This window comes from Arthrobacter sp. MAHUQ-56 (assembly GCF_019710585.1).
Lineage (GTDB): Bacteria > Actinomycetota > Actinomycetes > Actinomycetales > Micrococcaceae > Arthrobacter.
This window is the reverse complement of record NZ_JAIFZQ010000008.1, coordinates 500,932-521,555: the sequence shown is the minus strand read 5'-3', so window position 1 is coordinate 521,555 and position 20,624 is coordinate 500,932. Positions and strand designations below refer to the sequence as shown.

At 67.2% G+C, this 20,624-nt stretch carries 15 protein-coding genes; 4 read left to right on the top strand and 11 right to left on the bottom strand.

Going from position 1 to position 20,624, the window contains the following annotated elements; all coding sequences use genetic code 11:
- Nucleotides 1-14 precede the first annotated feature (14 nt).
- From K4G53_RS06605 to lysS, 4 genes are all read right to left on the bottom strand, one after another.
- A complete protein-coding gene (locus K4G53_RS06605; protein WP_221384708.1) occupies nt 15-2,507 on the bottom strand; it encodes an ATP-dependent Clp protease ATP-binding subunit in 2,493 nt (830 codons plus the stop codon).
- 323 nt (nt 2,508-2,830) lie between these two features.
- Entirely contained in the window at nt 2,831-3,160 is a 330-nt protein-coding gene (locus tag K4G53_RS06600; protein WP_221384706.1) for an Lsr2 family protein, read from the bottom strand.
- A gap of 136 nt (nt 3,161-3,296) precedes the next feature.
- On the bottom strand, nt 3,297-3,473 hold the full coding sequence (locus tag K4G53_RS06595) for a hypothetical protein (protein WP_221384704.1): 177 nt from the start codon (nt 3,471-3,473) through the stop codon (nt 3,297-3,299).
- Nucleotides 3,474-3,475: 2 nt separating this feature from the next.
- Nucleotides 3,476-5,014 (bottom strand): lysine--tRNA ligase, encoded by a 1,539-nt coding sequence (lysS, locus tag K4G53_RS06590; RefSeq protein ID WP_221384702.1) that lies wholly within the window; start codon nt 5,012-5,014, stop codon nt 3,476-3,478.
- Between the two features lie 50 nt (nt 5,015-5,064).
- On the opposite strand from lysS, the gene K4G53_RS06585 reads away from it, so the two are divergent.
- Nucleotides 5,065-5,979, top strand: coding sequence for an alpha/beta fold hydrolase (locus K4G53_RS06585; protein ID WP_221384700.1), 915 nt, complete (start codon nt 5,065-5,067; stop codon nt 5,977-5,979).
- On the opposite strand, the gene atzF is transcribed toward K4G53_RS06585, so the two are convergent.
- The 5 genes from atzF to K4G53_RS06560 are packed head-to-tail and all read right to left on the bottom strand — an operon-like array spanning nt 5,957 to nt 14,624.
- Nucleotides 5,957-7,819: an allophanate hydrolase gene (gene atzF / locus K4G53_RS06580; protein ID WP_221384698.1), complete on the bottom strand. Its 1,863-nt coding sequence runs from the start codon at nt 7,817-7,819 to the stop codon at nt 5,957-5,959. The genes K4G53_RS06585 and atzF overlap by 23 nt on opposite strands.
- A complete protein-coding gene (gene uca / locus K4G53_RS06575; RefSeq protein ID WP_221384696.1) occupies nt 7,816-11,529 on the bottom strand; it encodes an urea carboxylase in 3,714 nt (1,237 codons plus the stop codon). The genes atzF and uca overlap by 4 nt, the downstream gene beginning before the upstream one ends.
- A complete protein-coding gene (locus tag K4G53_RS06570; protein ID WP_221384694.1) occupies nt 11,526-12,191 on the bottom strand; it encodes an urea amidolyase associated protein UAAP2 in 666 nt (221 codons plus the stop codon). The genes uca and K4G53_RS06570 overlap by 4 nt, the downstream gene beginning before the upstream one ends.
- A complete protein-coding gene (locus K4G53_RS06565) occupies nt 12,188-13,078 on the bottom strand; it encodes an urea amidolyase associated protein UAAP1 (protein WP_221384692.1) in 891 nt (296 codons plus the stop codon). The genes K4G53_RS06570 and K4G53_RS06565 overlap by 4 nt, the downstream gene beginning before the upstream one ends.
- A gap of 43 nt (nt 13,079-13,121) precedes the next feature.
- Nucleotides 13,122-14,624, bottom strand: a complete 1,503-nt coding sequence (locus K4G53_RS06560; protein ID WP_221384691.1) for an amino acid permease — start codon at nt 14,622-14,624, stop codon at nt 13,122-13,124.
- Between the two features lie 228 nt (nt 14,625-14,852).
- On the opposite strand from K4G53_RS06560, the gene K4G53_RS06555 reads away from it, so the two are divergent.
- Entirely contained in the window at nt 14,853-15,524 is a 672-nt protein-coding gene (locus tag K4G53_RS06555; RefSeq protein WP_221384690.1) for a TetR/AcrR family transcriptional regulator, read from the top strand.
- 57 nt (nt 15,525-15,581) lie between these two features.
- Nucleotides 15,582-16,418 carry an alpha/beta fold hydrolase gene (locus K4G53_RS06550; protein WP_221384689.1) on the top strand — a complete coding sequence of 279 codons (837 nt, stop codon included), beginning with the start codon at nt 15,582-15,584 and terminating at the stop codon, nt 16,416-16,418.
- 6 nt (nt 16,419-16,424) lie between these two features.
- On the opposite strand, the gene K4G53_RS06545 is transcribed toward K4G53_RS06550, so the two are convergent.
- Both K4G53_RS06545 and K4G53_RS06540 read right to left on the bottom strand, forming a co-directional pair.
- A complete protein-coding gene (locus K4G53_RS06545; protein ID WP_221384688.1) occupies nt 16,425-17,903 on the bottom strand; it encodes a DHA2 family efflux MFS transporter permease subunit in 1,479 nt (492 codons plus the stop codon).
- A gap of 127 nt (nt 17,904-18,030) precedes the next feature.
- The gene (locus K4G53_RS06540) at nt 18,031-18,597 is read right to left on the bottom strand and encodes a type 1 glutamine amidotransferase domain-containing protein (protein WP_221384687.1); all 567 of its coding nucleotides are present in this window, start codon (nt 18,595-18,597) and stop codon (nt 18,031-18,033) included.
- Between the two features lie 262 nt (nt 18,598-18,859).
- Between K4G53_RS06540 and K4G53_RS06535 the strand changes: the two genes are divergently transcribed.
- The gene (locus K4G53_RS06535; protein ID WP_221384685.1) at nt 18,860-20,587 is read left to right on the top strand and encodes an HNH endonuclease signature motif containing protein; all 1,728 of its coding nucleotides are present in this window, start codon (nt 18,860-18,862) and stop codon (nt 20,585-20,587) included.
- Nucleotides 20,588-20,624 lie beyond the last annotated feature (37 nt).

Below are 20,624 nucleotides of genomic sequence, written 5' to 3'. Positions count from 1 at the left end.
TTTGGCTGTGGAGCTTAGACGCTCGGGGCGATTTCCGGGATGCGCGGCTTGGCGTTGCCGGCGAAGGTGAACTTCGCGTCGTCGCCTTCGCCTTCCACATCCACGACGACGATGTCGCCGGGGTGGATCTCGCCGAACAGGATCTTCTCGGACAGCTGGTCCTCGATCTCGCGCTGGATGGTCCGGCGCAGCGGCCGGGCACCCATGGCGGGATCGTAGCCGCGGGTTGCCAGGAGCACCTTGGCGGCCTTGGTCAGCTCGATGCCCATGTCCTTGTCCTTGAGGCGCTTCTCGAGGCGGGTGACGAACAGGTCCACGATCTCGATGATCTCGTCCTGGGTGAGCTGCGGGAACACCACGACGTCGTCAACACGGTTCAGGAACTCGGGGCGGAAGTGCTGCTTGAGTTCCTCGGTGACGCGGGCACGCATGCGGTTGTAGCCCGTCTGCGTGTCGGTGCCGGACTGGAAGCCGGTGGCGACGCTCTTGGAGATGTCCCGGGTACCCAGGTTGGTGGTCATGATGATCACGGTGTTCTTGAAGTCCACCACGCGGCCCTGGGAGTCCGTCAGGCGGCCGTCTTCCAGGATCTGCAGCAGCGAGTTGAAGAGGTCCGCGTGGGCCTTTTCCACTTCGTCGAACAGCACCACGGAGAACGGACGGCGGCGGACCTTCTCGGTCAGCTGCCCGCCCTCTTCGTAGCCCACGTAGCCCGGAGGGGCACCGAAGAGCCGCGAGACGGTGTGCTTCTCGGAGTACTCGGACATGTCCAGCGTGATGAGGGCGTCCTCTTCACCGAACAGGAATTCGGCGAGTGCCTTGGCGAGTTCGGTCTTGCCGACGCCGGTGGGGCCGGCGAAGATGAACGACCCACCGGGGCGCTTGGGGTCCTTGAGCCCTGCACGGGTGCGGCGGATGGCCTGGGACAGTGCCTTGATGGCCTCGTCCTGGCCGACGACGCGCTTGTGCAGTTCCTCTTCCATCTTGAGCAGGCGCGAGGACTCTTCCTCGGTCAGCTTGAAGACGGGGATGCCCGTGGAGTTGGCCAGCACCTCGGCGATGAGATCCTCATCCACCTCGGAGATGTCGTCCATGCCGCCGGACTTCCAGTGGCGTTCCTTCTCGGCGCGCTCGGAGATCAGCTTCTGCTCCTTGTCGCGGAGCGCGGCGGCACCTTCGAAGTCCTGGGCGTCGATCGCGGATTCCTTCTCCATCTTCAGCTTGGCGATGCGCTCATCCATGGCCTTGAGCTCCGGCGGAGCGGTCATCCGGCGGATGCGCAGCCGCGCACCGGCCTCGTCGATCAGGTCGATGGCCTTGTCCGGCAGGAAGCGGTCCGAGATGTAGCGCTCGGCGAGGCTGGCGGCGGAGGCCAGGGCGCCGTCCGTGATGGTGACGCGGTGGTGTGCCTCGTACCGGTCACGAAGGCCCTTGAGGATCTCGATGGCGTGCGCCACGGAGGGCTCCTTGACCTGGATCGGCTGGAAGCGGCGTTCCAGGGCCGCATCCTTCTCGATGTGCTTGCGGTACTCGTCCAGCGTGGTGGCACCGATGGTCTGCAGCTCGCCGCGGGCCAGCATGGGCTTCAGGATCGAGGCTGCGTCGATGGCGCCTTCGGCGGCGCCGGCACCCACCAGGGTGTGGATCTCGTCGATGAACAGGATGATGTCGCCGCGGGTGCGGATCTCCTTGAGGACCTTCTTCAGGCGCTCTTCGAAGTCACCGCGGTAGCGGGAGCCTGCCACGAGGGAACCGAGGTCCAGGGTGTAGAGCTGCTTGTCGCGGATGGTCTCCGGGACGTCGCCGCGCACGATCGCCTGGGCCAGGCCCTCGACGACGGCGGTCTTGCCGACGCCGGGCTCGCCGATGAGGACCGGGTTGTTCTTGGTGCGGCGGGAAAGGACCTGCATGACGCGTTCCATTTCCTGCTCGCGGCCGATGACCGGGTCCAGCTTGTTTTCGCGGGCAGCCTGGGTCAGGTTGCGGCCGAACTGGTCCAGGACCACGGAACCGGCGGGAGCGCCTTCGGGCTGTCCGCCGCCGACTCCTGCGCCGGTGGTTTCCTTGCCCTGGTAGCCGGAGAGGAGCTGGATGACCTGCTGGCGGACCCGGTTGAGGTCGGCGCCGAGCTTGACCAGGACCTGCGCGGCAACGCCTTCACCCTCGCGGATGAGGCCGAGCAGGATGTGCTCGGTGCCGATGTAGTTGTGGCCCAGCTGCAGGGCTTCGCGCAGCGAGAGCTCCAGCACCTTCTTGGCGCGGGGGGTAAAGGGGATGTGGCCGGAGGGGGCCTGCTGGCCCTGCCCGATGATCTCCTGCACCTGCTCGCGAACGCCGTCGAGCGAAATGCTCAAGGACTCAAGAGCTTTGGCGGCAACGCCTTCACCCTCGTGGATCAGACCCAAGAGGATGTGTTCGGTACCGATGTAATTGTGGTTCAGCATGCGTGCCTCTTCTTGGGCAAGCACAACTACGCGACGGGCACGGTCCGTAAATCGCTCAAACATTTCGCCACACTCCTAGCTACGACGTACTTTGATGCTACGTGGCCGGTCCAGCGATGTGGAGCGTGTTCGCCACAGGGGAAACCGGGGCGCGTGCGGGAATATCCGCGATGCCGCCCAATGGTTACCGGCCAGGACGTGTTGGCAGGGTTGAAGATTCCCGGAAGCATCCGGCGCGGCGGGGACAAACAGCCGTAAGACGGCGATGCTCGAAAAAGCCAAAATAGCGACCCGGAGGACCCATCGCCCCCCCGCTTTAGGAAATTAAAAACCCCGCTCCCGCCTGGGGGCGGTAAGCGGGGTTTCGGTCCGGCTAAAGACGGTCGCTAGGAATTTGCCTTTTGGTAGGCTTCCTGGATTTCGGCCTGAATTCGGCCGCGGCTGTTAACCGTGTAGCCGTTATCCCGTGCCCATTGCCGGATTTGCGCCGAGTCGTGGCTGCGGCCGCCGGTTGGTGCCTTGCCCCGCTGGACACGGCCGCCGGATGCCTTGCGTGCAGCGCCAATAAACCGCTCCAGTGAAGACCGGAGGTCTGCGGCGTTGGCTGCCGAGAGGTCAATCTCGTAGTTGACCCCATCGAGGCCAAACTTAACGTTCTCGTCTGCGGATCCCCCATCCAGATCATCCACGAGGATGATGTTTACTTTCTGTGCCATTAAAGTCTTCCTCTTGCTGGAAAGTCGGTTTTCAGAAAAGCAGGATGTTTCCCAAAAAAAGTATGACTCTTAGGCTGGCAACGCGTCAAAGTGACTAATGGTTCCCTGGGGATAAACGCGGAAAGCAGGGGTTTTTCTATTTGGAATCGGGCCCCGGGCGCTCCGTGGGCTGGGCTTGGAGCGCATCGGCTTCGGCCTGGGCACGCGCCTCGGCCTGCCGCTCGGCTTTATCCGCATTGAAGATGGCCTTCATGGCAAACCAGAACAGCAGGCCCACCACCAGGGAGGGAAGAAGAACTGCTACGTATTCCATGATCAGTGCCCTTCGGGCTTCAGCAGGGGGAACAGGATGGTTTCACGGATTCCGGCGCCGGTGAAGAGCATCACCAGCCGGTCGATGCCCAGGCCGATGCCGCCCATGGGCGGAGCGCCATATTCGAGCGCGCGCAGGAAGTCCTCGTCCAGCTGCATGGCCTCGACGTCGCCGGCCGCCGCGTGCATGGACTGCTCGGTGAGCCGCTCCCGCTGGATGACGGGGTCGATCAGCTCGGAGAAGGCGGTGCCGCGTTCCATGCCGCCGATGATGAGGTCCCAGGCCTCGATCAACCGGCCATCCTCGCGGTGCGGGCGGGCCAGGGGCTGCGCGGAGGGCGGGTAGTCGTAGACGAAGGTGGGGTTCAGCAGGGTCGGTTCGACAATTTCGCCGAACAGTTCAACGGCGAGCTTTTCGGCATCCCACTTGGGATCCACCTTGACGTCGTGCTTGGCCGCGATCTCCCGAAGCACCTCGACGGGCGTGTCCGGCGTGACCTCCTGCCCGACGGCGTCGGAAAGTCCGGGGTAGACGGCCAGCCAGGTCCACTCGCCGTCGAGGTTGATCTCCCCGGCCTCGGTCTGCATGACGCGCCCGGCACCCACGGCGTCGGCTGCATCGAGGATGATCTCCTTGATCCGCTGGGCCATGACGAACTGGTCCGCCCAGGCCTCATAGCACTCAAGGGTGGTGAACTCGGGGCTGTGGGTGGAGTCCACGCCTTCGTTGCGGAAGACGCGGCCCATGTCGTACACGCGGTCGATCCCGCCCACCACGGCGCGCTTGAGGTACAGCTCGGTGGCGATGCGCAGGGTCATCTTCTGGTCGAAGGCGTTCATATGGGTTTCGAACGGACGCGCCAGTGCGCCGCCGTGGACCAGCTGCAGGATGGGCGTTTCCACTTCCACGTAGCGGTGCCGGAACAGGGTCTCGCGGATGGAGCGGGTGATGGCGGCGCGGGTGTAGACCATTTCGCGGGCCTCGTCGCGGACCATCAGGTCAACGTAGCGCTGGCGGACACGGGTTTCCTCGTTCAGGTCCGCATGCAGCACAGGCAGGGGGCGCAGGGCCTTGGAGGCCATGGACCAGGAATCCGCCATGATCGACAGTTCGCCGCGGCGGGAGGAGATGACCTCGCCCTTGATGAAGACGTGGTCGCCGAGGTCAACCAGCGCCTTCCAGTCGGCGAGCGCTTCCTCCCCGACGTTGGCGAGGCTCAGCATGGCCTGCAGGCGGGTTGCCTTGCCGTCGGTGCCGCCTTCCTGCAGGGTGGCGAAGCAGAGCTTGCCGGTGTTGCGGACGAAGACGACGCGGCCGGTAACACCCACGATGTCGCCGGTGGTGTCATCCGCTTCGAGGTGGGCGTACTTCTCCCGGATCTCGGCGAGGGAATGCGTGCGCTCCACCCCCACGGGGTACGCCTCCGCGCCGCGCTCAAGAAGTTTGGCGCGCTTTTCCATACGGATCCGCATCTGCTCGCTGGCGTCGACGGGCTCTGGGGCGTTCTTGGGCGCGGGGGTGTTTTGGGAAGTCACAAGCATCAAGTTTACCGGGCAGAGGCGGGGAGCCGTGCCTGCCTAGGATGGGGAGGGTGAAAGAACGGGTACTTCCAACGCACGACGGCGGCAGGCTGGCTTTGTACAGCTACGGCACCGAGGATGCGCCGGGCGACAAGCGGGTGCTGCTGATCGGTGGCGCGTTCCTCACGGCCCTGATCTACCGCCCGTTCTCCCTTGCGCTGGCGAAGGTCCTGGGCGACGGCTGGGCAGTTGACGTCTATGACCGCAGGGGGCGCGGCAGTTCGTCCGGGCAGCCCGCCGACTATTCCATGGCGACGGAGATCGAAGATGTGCGGACCGTCCTCACCGCCACCGGTGCCCGGAACATCCTGGGCCACAGCCTTGGCGGATCGGTGGCCCTGAACGCCGTGCAGGAGTTCACCGGGACACCGTTCGTTCCGGACAAGCTGGCCGTGTACGACGCGGCCGTGAACATCGACGGCAGCATCGACACCAAGTGGCTGGACGGGTTCGAGGAAGCGGTCAACAACGGCAAGGTGGGCCATGCCCTGGCGCATATGAAGCAGGTCACCAGCCCGGGGTCGGCCATGGCGAGGATCCCTGAACCGGTCCTGGCCGGCCTGATGGCGGTCATGTCGCGGACGAAGGTGAACAGGATCTTCCGGCAGGTGATGCCCAGCGGTGTGGGCGAACTTCGCGCGGCTTACGACGAAAAGGACCACGCCCGGGACTTCAGCGTGCTGCCTCCCGGGACGCTCTTCATGGCCGGCGGCAAGAGCCCCAGCTACTACCGGGTGACGGCCGAACGGCTGCACGCGGCGGTTCCGGGCAGCACCTTCCAGCTCTCCCCCAAGTGCTTCCACGGGTCCATCCCGGCAGCAGTGAAGGAACTGGTGGAGGCCATTGCCGCCTACTTCAAGGACGGACGTCCGGACGGGGACTCCCGCCCGGACGCCGCCGACATTATCCCCGTTCCCCGCGGCTGAATCCTGCCAACGCCGCTTCCCCGAGGTCCTGCCATACCGTGCGGGGCCTCGGTTGCACGCTTCGGTCCGCCAGCCAGTCGCCCCAGGCGGTGATGTCCTCCCCGCCGGCAGCAGCAACGGCATCGCAGGCGAATCCGACGGCGGAGGTGCCGTCCGAGAGCTGCAAGGACCCAAGCAGCATGGGTTCGGGAAGGGCAGCGAGGAACGCGCCCAGCCCCGCCTCGGACACAAGCCACCGCTCCCCCGCCAGCTGTGCGCCGTCGTCGGACCGGTACACGCCCGGCTTCGGCGGCACTGTGTCCAGTGCCACCATCCGGTAGCGTGCGGCCGTTCGGACAGGGCCGTCCCAAAGAGCCCCCAGTTCTTCCAGCTGGGGAGCCAGCGGCTGGCCCTTGCGGTGCGCGCCCACCACTACCAGCGGTACGGCCACGGCACCCGCCGCCAGCGGCCAGGGAACGGACGACGACGGGTGGCGGGCTTCCGCCTTTGCCTCCGGCGCTGCCCCGGCAGCGAAGAGCTGCGGTGCTGCGGGCGTGGTTTCGATCCTCCGGGCGATGTCAGCCGCGACGGCATCATCGAAGGTCCGGCCCACCACCGTGAGCCCAAACTGGGCGCCGTCCACGTCGCCCGCCGGCACTGCCACAGCGCACAGGTCGAACAGGTTGCAGAAGTTCGTGTAAGTGCCCATCAGGGAGTTCACGCCCACCGGATCCGCGGCCACTTCTTCAAGGGTGGGGTGGAACGGCGCGGTGGGAACCAGCAGGGCATCAAAGCCCTCAAGCCTGGCCATGGCCCTGCCTTTCAGTTCCTCAAGGCGGGCGGTGTCTGCCACGTACTGGTGGGCGGGCACAGTGCCGGCTGCCCGGATGATGCCCGCCACCGTGGGATCGATGCCCGCCCTGCCTTCCGTCGCGCCGTCGGCCCCGTGAAAGAGTGCGCCGTCCAGGAAACCACCCACAGCGGCATACCGCTCCGCTACCAGCCCGCCGTCGTAAAGCAGGCGGGCAGCCTGGAGGAAGTCGTCGAAATCAATGGCCTCTGCTTCCACGCCCAACACCTTCAGGCGGTCCACGTTGCGGTGGAATTCCGCGGCCCAGGCTTCCGGAAGCGGCGGCAGGGTTGCAGGGTAGGCAACCCGCGGCCTTTCCGGGGCAGCGAGCCGGACGTCCGCCGGCCAGGCGCGGGATCCTCCAGCCATCACGCCCATGGCCAGCTCTGCCGTGGCCAGGTGCCGGGCAAAGATCGTGACGGTGTCCCAGGAACGGCAAGCCGGCACCACGCCGGCGGTGGACACAACATCCAGGGTGGGTTTGATGCCCACGATGCCCTGCAGGCCGGCCGGCACCCGGCCCGAACCGGCGGTGTCGGTTCCAATGGCAAGGTCCGCGAGGCCAAGCGCCACGGCTACCGCTGAACCGGAACTGGAACCGCCGGAGATGAACCCGGGTCGGCGGGAGTCCCGCACCGCACCGTACGGGCTGCGGGTGCCCACCAGCCCGGTGGCGAACTGGTCCAGGTTGGTGGCGCCCAGCACCAGGGCGCCGGCGGCGCGGAGCCGGGCCACGGCTTCAGCGTCCTTCTCCGGCGTGTAGGCGAAGCCCGGGCAGGCCGCAGTAGTGGGGATGCCGGCCACGTCAACGTTGTTCTTGACCGCAAGCAGGAGCCCGGCCAGCGGCAGGTCCGCGCCGCTGGCCACCGCGGCGTCAATGGAGGCTGCTTCTTCCAGGAGGTCCTCCGCGCTCCGGAGCATGATCCAGATTTCCGGCCGGTCCACTGCTTCAACTGCCGCGAGTGCTGCCTTGACCCGCCGGGTGGCGTTGCCGCTGATTGTGATGCTCATACTGCTGCCTCTTCCAGTTCCAGCTCTTCCAGCCCTGCAGATTCAGCGGTGGCGCCGAGGACAACCACGGCCTCGCCGGACACCACCTGGGAGCCGGCGGTGGGAAGGACACGGAGCACAATGCCGTCAGAGGGTGCTTCCAGGACCGTTTCCATCTTCATCGCCTCCAGGGAAACCAGCGGCTGGCCCTTGGCAACGCGGTCGCCTTCCGCCACGTCCACCTTCCAGACACTGGCGGCAAAGGGAGCGGAAACGAGTGATCCGCCTTCCGGCACGTCCACCTCGTCTGCCACCGGGGCCACCACCGCGGCCAACGCGTCGGCACGGTCGAACTCGCCGGCGTCGGCCCACGCCTGCCGTTCCACCGCAAACGCTGCGCCCTGTTTTTCCCGGAACGCCGTGATGGACTCGCGGTTTTCCTCGAGGAAGACCTCGTGCTCGGCCAGTGAGAAGGTGCCGTCCTCGATCTCGACGCCACGGCCCCGGCCGGCAGCCATGTCCGCCCGCAGGTCCAGCAGTTCCTCCGGGCTGACCGGGTACCAGGAGATCCGGTCGAAGAAGCGCAGCAGCCAGGGCGAGCCCGGCTCGAACGGGGCCGAGTCAGCGTAGCGGGACCAGACCTGGGTGGTACGGCCCACGAACTGGTAGCCGCCGGGGCCTTCCATCCCGTAGATGCACATGTAGGCTCCGCCGATTCCCACCGCGTTCTCAGGCGTCCAGGTGCGTGCCGGGTTGTACTTGGTGGTGACCAGGCGGTGCCGCGGATCCAGCGGGGTTGCCACGGGCGCCCCCAGGTACACGTCGCCCAGGCCCAGGACCAGGTACTCGGCGCTGAAGACGGTGTCGAAGACGTCGTTGACGGAGTCCAGGCCGTTGATCCGGCGGATGAACTCGATGTTCCACGGGCACCAGGGGGCGTCGTCGCGGACGCCTGCCATGTACCGCTCGATCGCTTCCCGGGTGGCGGGATCGTCCCAGGACAGCGGCAGCCGGACGGTGCGGCTGGGAACCACCAGCTCGGAACTGGCCGGCAGCGCTGCCTCGACTTCCTGGACCAGGTCCAGCAGGCGCGTGGTGGACAGGACCGAGGGATCCACTTTGATCTGCAGCGACCGGATTCCCGGGGTGAGGTCCACGATCCCGGGCACGCGGAGTTGCTCGAGGTGCTGGTGCAAAGCGTGCACCCTGGCCCGAAGGCCAAGGTCCAGCACCATCTCGCCGTATTCGACGAGCAGGTTGTCGTCGCCGGAGCGGCGGTAGGTGACCGCAGGTCGGCCGGAACCTTCAGGCACCCGGCCCAGCACGCCGTCGTCGCCATCCCCACGGAAGGGGCGGGCGGCCGGAGCTGCCAGGGACGGATCCGACGTCCAGTCCGCGTCGCCCGGGAGGACCAGCTGGCGGCCGGGTCCCAGGTCCTTGGCCGACGGCGCCTGGCTGGTTTTGACGGGAACGAACCGGACCTTGTCCCCCGGGCGGAGCTGGCCGAGCTTCCAGCGCTCGGCCGTGACCACGGTGACCGGGCAGACGAAGCCGCCCAGGCTGGGGCCGTCCGGGCCGAGCAGGATGGGTGTGTCGCCGGTGAAGTCCAGCGCGCCCACGGAGTAGGCGGTGTCGTGGATGTTGGACGGGTGCAGGCCTGCCTCGCCGCCGTCGGTCCGGGCCCAGCGCGGCTTGGGGCCGATGAGCCGGACGCCGGTGCGGGCGGAGTTGAAGTGCACCTCGTACTCCGCGGCATACAGCTCCTCGATGTCTTCGCGCTGGAAGAATTCCGGGGCGCCGTGCGGGCCTTCCGTCACGGCAAGATCCCAGGTGGAGGCCAGGGCGGGACGGCTGTCCAGCGGAACCGCTGCGGTGGGTGCTTGTTCGACGGCGGACTTCACGGCGCGGAGTACGTCGCCGGCGCGCAGGATCCGCCCGGCGTGGCCGCCGAACTGGCCCAGGGTGAAGGTGGAGGCGCTCCCGAGGTATTCGGGGATGTCCAGGCCGCCTTGGAACAGGATGTAGCCGCGCAGGCCCTTGCCGGCGGCAACACCCACGTCGAGCGTTCCTCCCGCCGGGACCGTGACAGGCGTCCAGGCGGGCACTTCCGTTCCGTCCACTGTCACAACCACTTCGGCGCCGGTGACGCAGACGGTGGTGGCGTGCGTGAAGGCGAGGCTGGGGCCGGTCATGGTGAACTCCAGGCCGGGGGCGCCTTCCGGATTGCCCAGGGCAGTGTTGCCCAGCCGGAAGGAGAGATCGTCCATGGGGCCGCTGGGCGGAACGCCGATCTGCCACAGCCCGGTGCGGCCCGGCCAGTCCTGGACGCTGGTCTGCAGCCCGGGGCGCTCCACTGTGACTCGCGGCTCCGGGTCACCCACGTGGTCAAGGGTGCTGGTGGAGTGCCGGACGCTGCGGACCACGTCCAGGCCGGTGGCGGCGCGGAGCATGCCCAGGTTGGTTTCGATGCCGTCGATCCGGGTGCCGGCGAGCGCAGCAGCCAACCGGTCAAAAGCCTCAGTGCGGTCTGCCCCGGCGGTGATGATCTTGCCCAGGAGGGGGTCGTAGTTGGTGGAGACGTCGGTGCCGGTTTCGGCCCAGGCGTCCACCCGTGCTTCCTCCGCTGAGGGGTAGGCGGCGTTGGTGATGGTGCCGGCGCTGGGCTGGAAATTGCGGGCGGGGTCTTCGGCGTAGACCCGGGCCTCTACCGCGTGGCCGGAAACGGGAAGCGCATCGGGAACCCCGGCGAGGACGGCCTTTGCTTCCGCGCCACCCTGGGCCAGCCGGAGCATCCATTCCACGAGGTCGACGCCGGTGACGGCTTCGGTGACGGGGTGCTCCACCTGAAGCCGGGCGTTGACCTCGAGGAAGGACGCTTCCTTGCGGGCGGAATCGTAGACGAACTCGACGGTGCCGGCTGAACGGTAGCTGAGGGAGGCGCACAGGGCACGGGAGGTGCGGTGGAGTTCTTGGCGCAGGCTGTCCGGAAGGTCCGGCGCGGGGGCTTCCTCGAGGACTTTCTGGTGGCGGCGCTGCAGGGAGCAGTCCCGGTCACCCAGGCTGACAACCCGGCCTGCGCCGTCGCCAAAGACCTGGACCTCGATGTGGCGGGCGTTCTCCACATACCGTTCGGCGAACACTCCCGCGGTTCCGAAGCTGGCACCGGCCAGCCGGGCCACACGCGGAAAGCTCTCCACCAGCTCGGCCTCGCTGCGGCACACCGTCATGCCGATGCCACCGCCACCGCCGGTGGCCTTGAGCATCAGCGGGAAACCGATCGTTGCGGAAGCCGCGGTCGCAGCGTCCACGTCCTCAAGCAGCCCGGAACCGGCGATCATGGGCACCCCGGCCGCCCGGGCGGCGTCGCGCGCTGTGTGCTTGGTGCCGAAGATGCGCAACTGCTCGGAGGTGGGTCCCACGAACACCAGGCCGGCTGCTTCGACGGCCTCGGCGAAGGCTGCGTCCTCCGACAGGAAGCCGTAGCCAGGGTGGATGGCGCCGGCCCCGGTGGCCTTGGCCGCGGCCAGGATCCCGTCCACCCGCAGGTAGGACTCCTTGGCCGGGGCGGGTCCCAGCAGCACCGCTTCGTCGGCCAGCCGGACGTGCTTGGCGCCCCGGTCCGCCTCGGAGAACACGGCGACGGTGCGCAGGCTCAGTCTTTTGGCGGTCTCGATGATCCGGCAGGCGATTTCGCCGCGGTTGGCGATCAGGAGGGTGTCAAACTTGTTCACTTGGCTGCCTCCGGCCGGGTGACGATCATGCGGACAGGGGTGGGGTTGAAGCCGTTGCAGGGGTTGTTGACCTGCGGGCAGTTGGAGACGAGGACCAGGGTGTCCACCTCCGCCTTTAAAGCCACGCGCTTGCCCGGGGCGGACAGGCCGTCAACAATGCCCAGGGCGCCGTCCGGGTCCACGGGGACGTTCATGAACCAGTTGATGTTGGACACCACGTCCCGCTTGCCGAGCCCCCAGCGTGAACCTTCGATCAGGAAGTTCTCCACGCAGGCATGCTGTTCCCGGGTGTGCTGCCCGTAGCGGAGGGTGTTGGATTCCTGCGAGCAGGCTCCGCCGATGGTGTCGTGCACGCCCACTTCGTCTGCCACCACGGTCATCAGCGGCGCTCCGGTGTCTGCCCGAAGGACCGAGCCCGTGGTGAGGACAATCGACTGCTGCGCGGCGATGGTTGCCGGAGCCGAGTAGCGCACGGTGGTGTCGGCCGCGGCGTACAGCAGGCAGTCCACGGCCTGGTTGCCCTCCAGGTCAACGATGATCAGGACGTCGCCGGCGGCTACCACGGCGGACCAGGGGCCGCGGGCTTCGACAAGTTCGTCCAGGACCACATCGCCGGGGGCGAGCGCGGTTTCGGTGGCGTCCGGGAAAGTGGCGGTGTTCATCGGGCGTTCCTTGCGGTGAGGTCGTGTTCGGTGTTGCGGAGGGCCTGCAGGTGTTCGGGGGCCAGCGGGCCGGTGAGGCTGCCCGCTTCCAGTTCCCCGAGGTCCTTCGGCGCGTGCCAGGCCACGATGTCCACGGTGGTCCCGGCGAAGTCCGGGCGGGGGTCCAGCGGGTGGGCGGTGTTGGCCAGGACCAGCACGGCGTCCATCTGGAGGAGGAGTTCGACGGCGGCCCCCGGGCCTGCGCTGCCGGTGAAGGTGATGCGGCCGGAGGGGTCCACAGTGATGCCTTTGAAGAAGGAGAGCGACGGCGCCACGTCCCTGGTGCCCAGGCCACTCTTGAGCGCACCCAGGGTGAGCAGCTCGCGGGCGGCGGGGGACGCACTGTGGGCGGTCCCCGCACCGTACTTTGCAGCGTTGCCGGCGAGCGTGGTGGCGCCGGTCAGGGCGTCGTGGCGGTTGGAGGTGTCGGTGACGATGGTGGCCATCAGGCGTCCGGCGTCGGACAGGAGCGGGTGTCCCGTGCCCGGGTAGGCCTGCCAAGGGACCTTGACGGTGTCGGCGAGGTTAAGCCGTTCATGCACGGCTCCGGTGCGATAGAGGAGGGTGTGCACGCAGGCGTCACCGGCGGTGTCCGTAAGCCGGATGCGGGTTCCGCGCGCCAGGGCCATGGTGGTGTAGCGGCCAAAAGCGAGGGTTTCCGCCCAGGCAGGGGACACGCCGTCGGGAATTCCCGCCAGAACGCGTGCCGGCGCTGAAGCCGCCGGCACGAACCGCATGGTCTCCGCGGTCCTGCCATGCTGTTCCCTGGCGTGGGCGCGGGCGCCTGCGGTGGTGGCCGTGCCGGTAACTGGTGTGCCGGTTACTGGTGTTTCGAGGGTCTCGGTCATGTCAGTCCTGTAGTTGCTGGAAATTTCGGATGATCTGCGCGTCTCAGGCGTTGGCTGCGAGGTTCCGGCGGCGGACCCAGAGGCCCAACAGCAGGACCGCGGCCACCATGATCGGCGCGGACCAGAGGAGGAGTCCGTTCTCGCCGGAGGGGTCGTACACCTCGGGCCGCGGCCAGGCGAGGTTGACCACCATGACGCCGCCGTAGAGGACGGCGAGGATGTTCACCGGAAGCCCCCAGCGGCCCAGTGAGAAGAGGCCGGCGGGCATGGCCTGTCCCACCCGGTCCCAGTCGCCGCGGAGGCGGTTGACCAGCTGCGGGACGGTGACCAGGAGGTAGGCCAGGTAGACCATCACGATGCAGACGCTGCAGAGGGTGGTGAACAGGGCCGCGTTTCCCACGTTGATGGCCAGGACGCCCACCGCCAGGGCGCCGATCACGATCGAGGGCCACATGGGCGTTCCCCGGGTGGGGTGGACGGAGGAGAGAAGGACCGACGCCGGGAGCTTGCCGTCGCGGGCCATGGAGAACACCAGGCGGGAACCGGCGGTCTGGATCGCCAGGGTGCAGACGAAGATGGCGATCGCGACGTCCACCAGCAGGACCTTGCCCCAGAAGGTGCCCAGAACCGCGGTGAGGACGTAGGGCAGGCCCTCGGTGGCGAGCCGGCCGTCGTCGAGGCTGGGTGCGGCCATCAGGGCGGTGATGATCATCAGCGCCCCGCCGATGCCGGAGATGAGGAGGGCGGAGAGGATGGTCCGCGGTGCCGTCCGGCGCGGGTCCTTGGTTTCTTCCGACAGCTCCCCGGCGGAGTTGAAGCCCACCATCACGTAGGCGGCCATCAGGCCCGACACCAGGAACGCCCCCACGGCGCCGAGGTCTGAGCCCTGCAGCACCGTGGTGTCCGCCACCACGTCCGGCCCGCGCTGGGCCGCGCTGACCAGGGCCAGGATCACCGCGGCGACGCCGACGATCTCGCAGGTCACGCCCACCGAGTTCACGTGGGCCATGAGCTTGACGCCGAGTGAGTTGATGACTGTGGTGGCCACCAGGAGGACAGCCCCGAGCACGACGGCGTTCGCGGCGCCGGTGACGGTGTTGAGGGCCGGGTCGCCGCCCACCACCTGGAAACCGTCCCAGAGCTGGGGCAGGACCACCTGCAGGGCGATGGCGGCGGCAGCGGCGGTAACCACCTGCGCGATGGCCATGAACCAGCCGGCGAACCAGCCAACTCCTTCCCCGCCAACCCGCCGCGCCCACTGGTACACCGCGCCCGAGAGCGGGTAGCGGGCGGCGAGTTCGGCGAAGTTCAGGGCCACCAGCAACTGGCCCACCAGGACCACGGGCCAGGTCCAGAAGAATGCCGGGCCGGCGAAGGAGTAGCCGAACGCGAAGAGCTGGAAGATGGTGGTCAGGATTGAAACGAAAGAGAATCCGGCGGCAAAGGAAGCATAGCGGCCGAGCTTTCGGTGGAGCGTGGGCTGGTAGCCAAGGGACGTCAGGTCTGCATCGTCCTGGTGGACGGTGGGGAGAACGGTTGAAGTCATCGGGAATCTCCGGGCTGGAAAGGAATTGGGGGGCAGAGCCTCCCGGTATCGCAGCACCCGGCCGAAGGCTGCTGATTACCGGTCAATTGATAGTTTTCCAGCGGGATGTCCCCAAACAGTTTCACCTCTGTAAAAGGCGGATAGACATCACGTTTCGGCCAGGTTTCCGTCCCCTCACCAGCACAACCCCGGCCTCCCGGCCGGCGCCAGCGGTGCAAGAATGATGCCGTGACTTCAGCCGGACCGGGACGCCCCCGCCATCAACAGCCCTCACGGCCGGGCGCTACCGCCCGCGACGAAATCCTCGACGCCGCGGCCGAGCTGTTCACCACCCAGGGCTTTGCCAGCACCTCCACCCGGTCCATCGCGGACGCCGTTGGAATCCGGCAGTCATCCCTGTACCACCACTTCAAAACCAAGGACGACATCCTCGAGGACCTGCTGGAGGGAACCGTGTCCGCCGGGCTGACGTTCGCGCGGGCAGTGGCGGCGTTGCCTGCCGATTCCAGCGGGACTGACAGCCCCGCTGGAAGCCGGCTGCACGCCGTCGCGCTTTACGACGGCACCCAGCTGTGCACCGCGCGCTGGAACCTCGGTGTCCTCTACCACCTGCCGGAGGTCAGGAGCACCCGCTTTGCCCGGTTCCTGGCCGACCGCCAGGAACTCCGCCGGCTATACGGGCTGCTGGGCGCCAGCCTTTCCACCGCCACCGGCGGCCCGGACGGCGGAGATTTCACGTTCCGCCTGGTCGAATCCCTGATCTACCTCAGGGCGGACGGCATGGCCGGCAGCGACTCGGCGGCGCAGGCCGCCGACGCCGGGCTCACCCTTTGCGGACTCGGCGGCCAACTGCCGGCCATCCGGGCGGCGAGCCAAGCCCTGGTCAGCCGGATCGCCTAGGCCCTGGTCCCCGCGTCCGTTATGCCCCTACCCGGCCTGCTCGGCTAGGCTCGGACCATGACGCGAGAGAACATCAGGACCCCCGACGGCGGCACTGTGGAGCTCTTCTCCACCGGCACGGAACATGCTTCGGCAGGTTCGGGCGTGGTGGTGGTGCCGCCCTCCATGGTGACGGCCGCTGAGTACACCAAGTTCGCCCAGAAACTCAGCGCTTCCCTGGGCCGGCCGGTGCACACCTTCAACCGGCGCGGGCGCGGCTCGTCGTCACCGCAGCCCGAGGACTACACCCTCGACGTGGACATCCGGGACCTCGACACCGTCATGAAGCACACGTCGAGCACTGACGTCTTCGGCCACAGCTTTGGCGGCGCAGTGGCCCTGCACGCGGCCCGGACGCTGCCGGTGGAACGGCTGGCCGTCTATGACCCCGCGGTCTCCGTGAACGGCAGCGTGACCGCCGACTGGATCGCCGAGTACGAGAAGGCGATCGCCGCCAAGGATGACGACCGCGCCCTTGCGGTGATCCAGCGCGGCCTCGAGGCGGGCGGGGCGTTCTCCTCGCGCATGCCGCTGTCCATGCTGACCCTGGCCAACAAGCTGACCGCCGGCACTTCGGAGGGTAAGCAGCAACGGGAACTGATGCGCACCGGCGTCCGCGAAATCAAGGCCATCATCGCCGCCGACATGCCCGCGGAGCCGTTCCTGGACCTCCCGCTGGAAACGCTGATCGTCGTGGGCGAAAAGAGCCCGGCCTACTTCGGCATCGCCTGCGGGCAGATCCACGACGTGCTCTCCGGATCCAGCTACACCATCCTGCCGGGCTTCGGCCATGATGGCGCCATCAAGGCCCCGGACAAGCTGATCAAGGAACTGAGCGACTTCTTCGCGGGCTAGTTTCGGCTAGTGCGCCGGGCCGTGACCCGGGCCGGCGCCCTCGGTCTTACGCATCATCGCCGAAAGCACGACGGCGGCAAAGGCTATGACCGTTGCGGTCAGGAAGGCGGCGCTCATCCCGGCGACGAGCCCCGACGTCGCGCTCACCACGGCGAAGATGGACACCAGCAGGGCCGTGCCGGCGGCGCCTGCCACCTGCTGCGTGGTGCTCATGATCGCCGAACCGTGGGAGTAGAGGTGCGGGGGCAGCGGGTTCAGTCCGGTGGTGAAGGCGGGGGTGAAGAGCAGCGCCAGGCCGAAACTCAGGCCCACGTGGAGGGTGACGATCCACCAAACCGCCGTGCCGGCGTCGAGCATTGAAAACTGCCAGAGCGTCACAACCATGAGGATGGAACCGCTGACCGTGAGCGGCAGCGGGCCCACCTTGTCGAACGCGCGGCCGATGACCGGGCCAAGCAGGCCCATGGCGAGACCGCCGGGAAGCAGCGCCAGGCCGGTCTCCAGCGAGCCGAGGCCCCGGACTTCCTGCAGGTAGAGCGGCAGCAGGATGACCCCGCCGAACAGTGCCATCATGGCCACCACCATCAGCAGGACCGATACGGTGAACATCCGGAAGTTGAAGGCACGCAGGTCCAGCAGCGGCGCGGCCGCCTTCTGGAGCCGGACCTGGCGGAGCACGAAGACTGCCAGGGCGGCGACGCCGATGACCAGTGCTGCGATTGCCGCAGCGCCGGGACCGGCCTGGCCGCCGTGGCCGCCGCCGATCTGGCTGAGCCCGTAGACCAGGCCGCCGAATGCAGGGACGGTGAGGATGACGGACAGCGCGTCCAGCCGGGCTTTTTCAGTCTCTCCCACGTTGGTGAGGTATTTCGCTCCGATGGCAAGCGCCGCAAGGGCCACCGGCAGCACGAACACGAACATGAACCGCCAGGTGAAATGCTCCAGGATCAGGCCTGAGACAGTGGGGCCCATGGCGGGGGCAACGGAGATCGCGATGCTGACATTTCCCATGACCGCCCCGCGTTTGGCCAGCGGGACCAGGGTGAGGATGGTGGTCATCAGGAGCGGGAGCATGATGGCGGTGCCGCTGGCCTGGACAATGCGTGCCAGCAGCAGGACTTCGAACCCGGGGGCCACTGCAGCCAGGGTGGTGCCGCCGGCAAACAGGCCCATGGCCAGCATGAAGACGGCGCGCGTGGACAGACTCTGGAGGATGAATCCGGTAGTCGGGATGACCACGGCCATGGTGAGCATGAAGCCGGTCGAGAGCCACTGGACCGTTGGCGGGTCCACCCGGAGGTCCACCATGAGCCGCTGCAGGGCGACGTTCATGATGGTCTCGTTCAGGATCACCACGAACGTCGCCACCAGCAGCGTGCTGATGATGGTGACTGCCTCCCGGGACATCTTCTCCGGCGTGGCGGCCTCGGTTCCTTGGCTCTGGACGGCCTGGCCCTTGGCGTTCGGAGAGGCTTCGGTAGACATGGGTGTTCCCTCAGGGTTTTGGTGAGTGATGCGCGGTCAGCGCCGCTGCAGATGCCAACACTCTACCCGCTGGAGTAATTCCTCCGCACGGGTATTTTTTCCAAACCCTGAGGGAACAGGAGTAGTTCTAGGCCGTCTGGCCGGCGTGCTGGCCCTCCGAGATTTCCTCCACCAGCTTGTTGTTGAATGCCGGCAGGTCATCCGGGTTCCGGCTGGTCACCAGGCCTTGGTCAACCACCACTTCCTGGTCCGTCCAGTTCGCCCCGGCGTTCTTCAGGTCGGTTTCAAGGGTGAAGTAGGACGTGACGTTCCGGCCCCTGATGACCCCGGCCTCAATCAGCAGCCATGGTCCGTGGCAGATGGAGGCCACCGGCTTGTGCTGTTCGAAGAAGCTGCGGGTGAAGCTCTGTGCGTCCTTGTCCACCCGCAGGTGGTCGGCGTTGACGACGCCGCCGGGGAGGACCAGCGCGTCGAAGTCGGAGGCGTTGGCCTCTGCGACGGTGAGGTCGACGTCGAAGGTGTCACCCTTCTCCGTACCCTTGTACCCCTGCAGCTTGCCGCTCTTCGGCGCCACCAGGGTGGGCTCGCCGCCGGCGTCCTTCACTGCCTGCCAGGGGCTGGTGAGCTCCACCTGCTCCACGCCGTCAGTCAAAAGGAATGCGACCTTCTTGCCTGCGATGCTGTGCTCTGACATTCTTCCTCCTCGCTTGAGGCGGGACCGCGCTTTTCGGCGCACAGATCCGCTTCGAGAGTTGTTTGCCTGACAGGTTCCAGCCTAGGAAGTATGTAAGTGATAAGCAAGCTGACTATTTGTCCTGGAGCTGGAAGGTCCAGGAGGTGCGCACCCGCTGGGGAGCGTACGACGGCGGCGGGGCGGCTCGGGTCTTTTGGCTTACCTGCATGGGTGGCGGACCGGCGCAAGTCAGAATGTCAGTGCCTCGTTGGATGATGCTTCTATGGGAATCAGCAGCGGCGCAGTGAGCGGTGCAGGGGCGGGGATCGAGGGTGTTCATGCCTCTGTTGCTGCCCTTGATGCCCTGGACCGTGAGGATGCTTTCCTGGCGGCCGGCTTTGGCATCGGTTCTGGTTTTGACGTGTTGCAGCGGCGGTACGAGATCCGGTTGGAACGGCTGGAACTCGCGTCCCGGCTGGACGCTCAACTCGCCGCAGTAAAAGCGCGGGATACCGCAGAAGCCGTCGCGTTTCAAGAGGCCATGACCCCGTCGAACGCCTCCCTGCAGGACCTTCTTTACGCAGAGATGTCAGTGGTGGAGGAAATTGCCGGGGTGCTCACTGTCAGCTCCGCCGCCGCGGGGGCGTTGGTGGACCAAGCCCGGCGGATCTGCGCAATGCCCCGCGTGTTCGAGGCGCTGTCTGCCGGGGTCATGTCGTGGCAGCACGCGAAGGTCGTTGCGGACGAAACCGAGGGCCTCGATGCGGCTGGGGCCGCTGCGTTGGTGGCGCACTTCTTCGACCCGGACGCCCCGAGCCCTGCCCGCGGTGCGGCCCCCGGTGAACTCATCCCGTCCCGGTTCCGGGCGAAGGTCCGCAGTTGGCGGGAGCGGCACCACCCCGAATCCATTGAGAAACGCCACGCTAAAGGTGTGGCAGACCGCCGGATGGAATACACCCCGGACCGGGACGGCATGGCCTGGGTCTCGCTCCACCTCCCCGGCGACACCGCCTGCGCCATCTGGAACCGCACCACCGCGATCGCCCGCGGGCTGCAGGGGCCCAACGAACCGCGCACCCTCACCCAACTCCGCCCCGACATCGCAGCCTCTTTGCTGCTTGGCGCCGGGGCCACTGCTACCGGCACAGCCACCGCGGACACGGAGGAACCTTCGGAAATCTGCAAGGCCCCCACCCCACGGGCCGACGTCCTGGTGACTGTGCCGGTGTTCTCCCTCCTCGGCCTCACCGATGAACCCGCCGAACTCGACGGCCACGGGCCGATCCCGGCCTCCATGGCACGGAAGCTGGTCGCAGACGGCGCCGACTCCTTCTACCGCGTCCTCGTCGACCCCCGCGACGGCGCACCCCTGGAGATCGGCCGCAGAAGCTACCGGCTCCCCGAGACGATCAAACGCTGGATCAGGATGCGCGATGCCAAGTGCACCTTCCCCGGTTGCACCAACCGATCACTGGACAACAACACCGACCACCTCACCGCCTGGAAACACGGCGGTAAAACCGGTGCTTCCAACCTGGGACAACTCTGCCCCAAGCACCACCGGTTGAAACACGCCGGCGGCTGGACCCCCACCCCGGCCACCGCAAACGAGCCACCCGGCTGGACCTCACCCACCGGCCGCCACTACAACCCCGAACAACCCGACCCCGAACCCACCCACTGGCCGCAGTCACTAACCTGTGCGGCGAGGGGCGAGGGATATGTTGGCGCCGAAGATTGGAAGCCGCGGGGAGTACCTTCTCTGCAGGAAGCTCTTCCTCCATGGGAAGCGCCTCAGTGGGAAGCGCCTCAGTGGGAAGTGCCTCAGTGGGCGCCGCCCGGGCAGGTGGAATCTTCTGCCCAGAGGGAGGCCCTCGATCCTGCCCAATGGGAACCCGACAATGGAGGGCTCATGGACCTCAACGATTTCTCCCCGGACGACCCAGAATGGGCCGAATTCTTCGAGAAGCCATTCGTCTTGGTTGGGGACCTTGCTGTAGCGGGCAGATAACCCGGAAGGAACGTCCAGGCACGAGCGTAAGAGGGCC

What these genes read in the sequence shown, in the direction of transcription:
- K4G53_RS06565 (WP_221384692.1), bottom strand. Translation starts at nt 13,078, where the DNA reads ATGACCGAGACCCTCGAAACACCAGTAACCGGCACACCAGTTACCGGC.
- K4G53_RS06535 (WP_221384685.1), top strand. Translation starts at nt 18,860, where the DNA reads ATGGGAATCAGCAGCGGCGCAGTGAGCGGTGCAGGGGCGGGGATCGAG.
- K4G53_RS06550 (WP_221384689.1), top strand. Translation starts at nt 15,582, where the DNA reads ATGACGCGAGAGAACATCAGGACCCCCGACGGCGGCACTGTGGAGCTC.
- K4G53_RS06600 (WP_221384706.1), bottom strand. Translation starts at nt 3,160, where the DNA reads ATGGCACAGAAAGTAAACATCATCCTCGTGGATGATCTGGATGGGGGA.
- K4G53_RS06605 (WP_221384708.1), bottom strand. Translation starts at nt 2,507, where the DNA reads ATGTTTGAGCGATTTACGGACCGTGCCCGTCGCGTAGTTGTGCTTGCC.
- atzF (WP_221384698.1), bottom strand. Translation starts at nt 7,819, where the DNA reads ATGAGCATCACAATCAGCGGCAACGCCACCCGGCGGGTCAAGGCAGCA.
- K4G53_RS06595 (WP_221384704.1), bottom strand. Translation starts at nt 3,473, where the DNA reads ATGGAATACGTAGCAGTTCTTCTTCCCTCCCTGGTGGTGGGCCTGCTG.
- K4G53_RS06570 (WP_221384694.1), bottom strand. Translation starts at nt 12,191, where the DNA reads ATGAACACCGCCACTTTCCCGGACGCCACCGAAACCGCGCTCGCCCCC.
- K4G53_RS06545 (WP_221384688.1), bottom strand. Translation starts at nt 17,903, where the DNA reads ATGTCTACCGAAGCCTCTCCGAACGCCAAGGGCCAGGCCGTCCAGAGC.
- K4G53_RS06540 (WP_221384687.1), bottom strand. Translation starts at nt 18,597, where the DNA reads ATGTCAGAGCACAGCATCGCAGGCAAGAAGGTCGCATTCCTTTTGACT.
- lysS (WP_221384702.1), bottom strand. Translation starts at nt 5,014, where the DNA reads ATGCTTGTGACTTCCCAAAACACCCCCGCGCCCAAGAACGCCCCAGAG.
- K4G53_RS06560 (WP_221384691.1), bottom strand. Translation starts at nt 14,624, where the DNA reads ATGACTTCAACCGTTCTCCCCACCGTCCACCAGGACGATGCAGACCTG.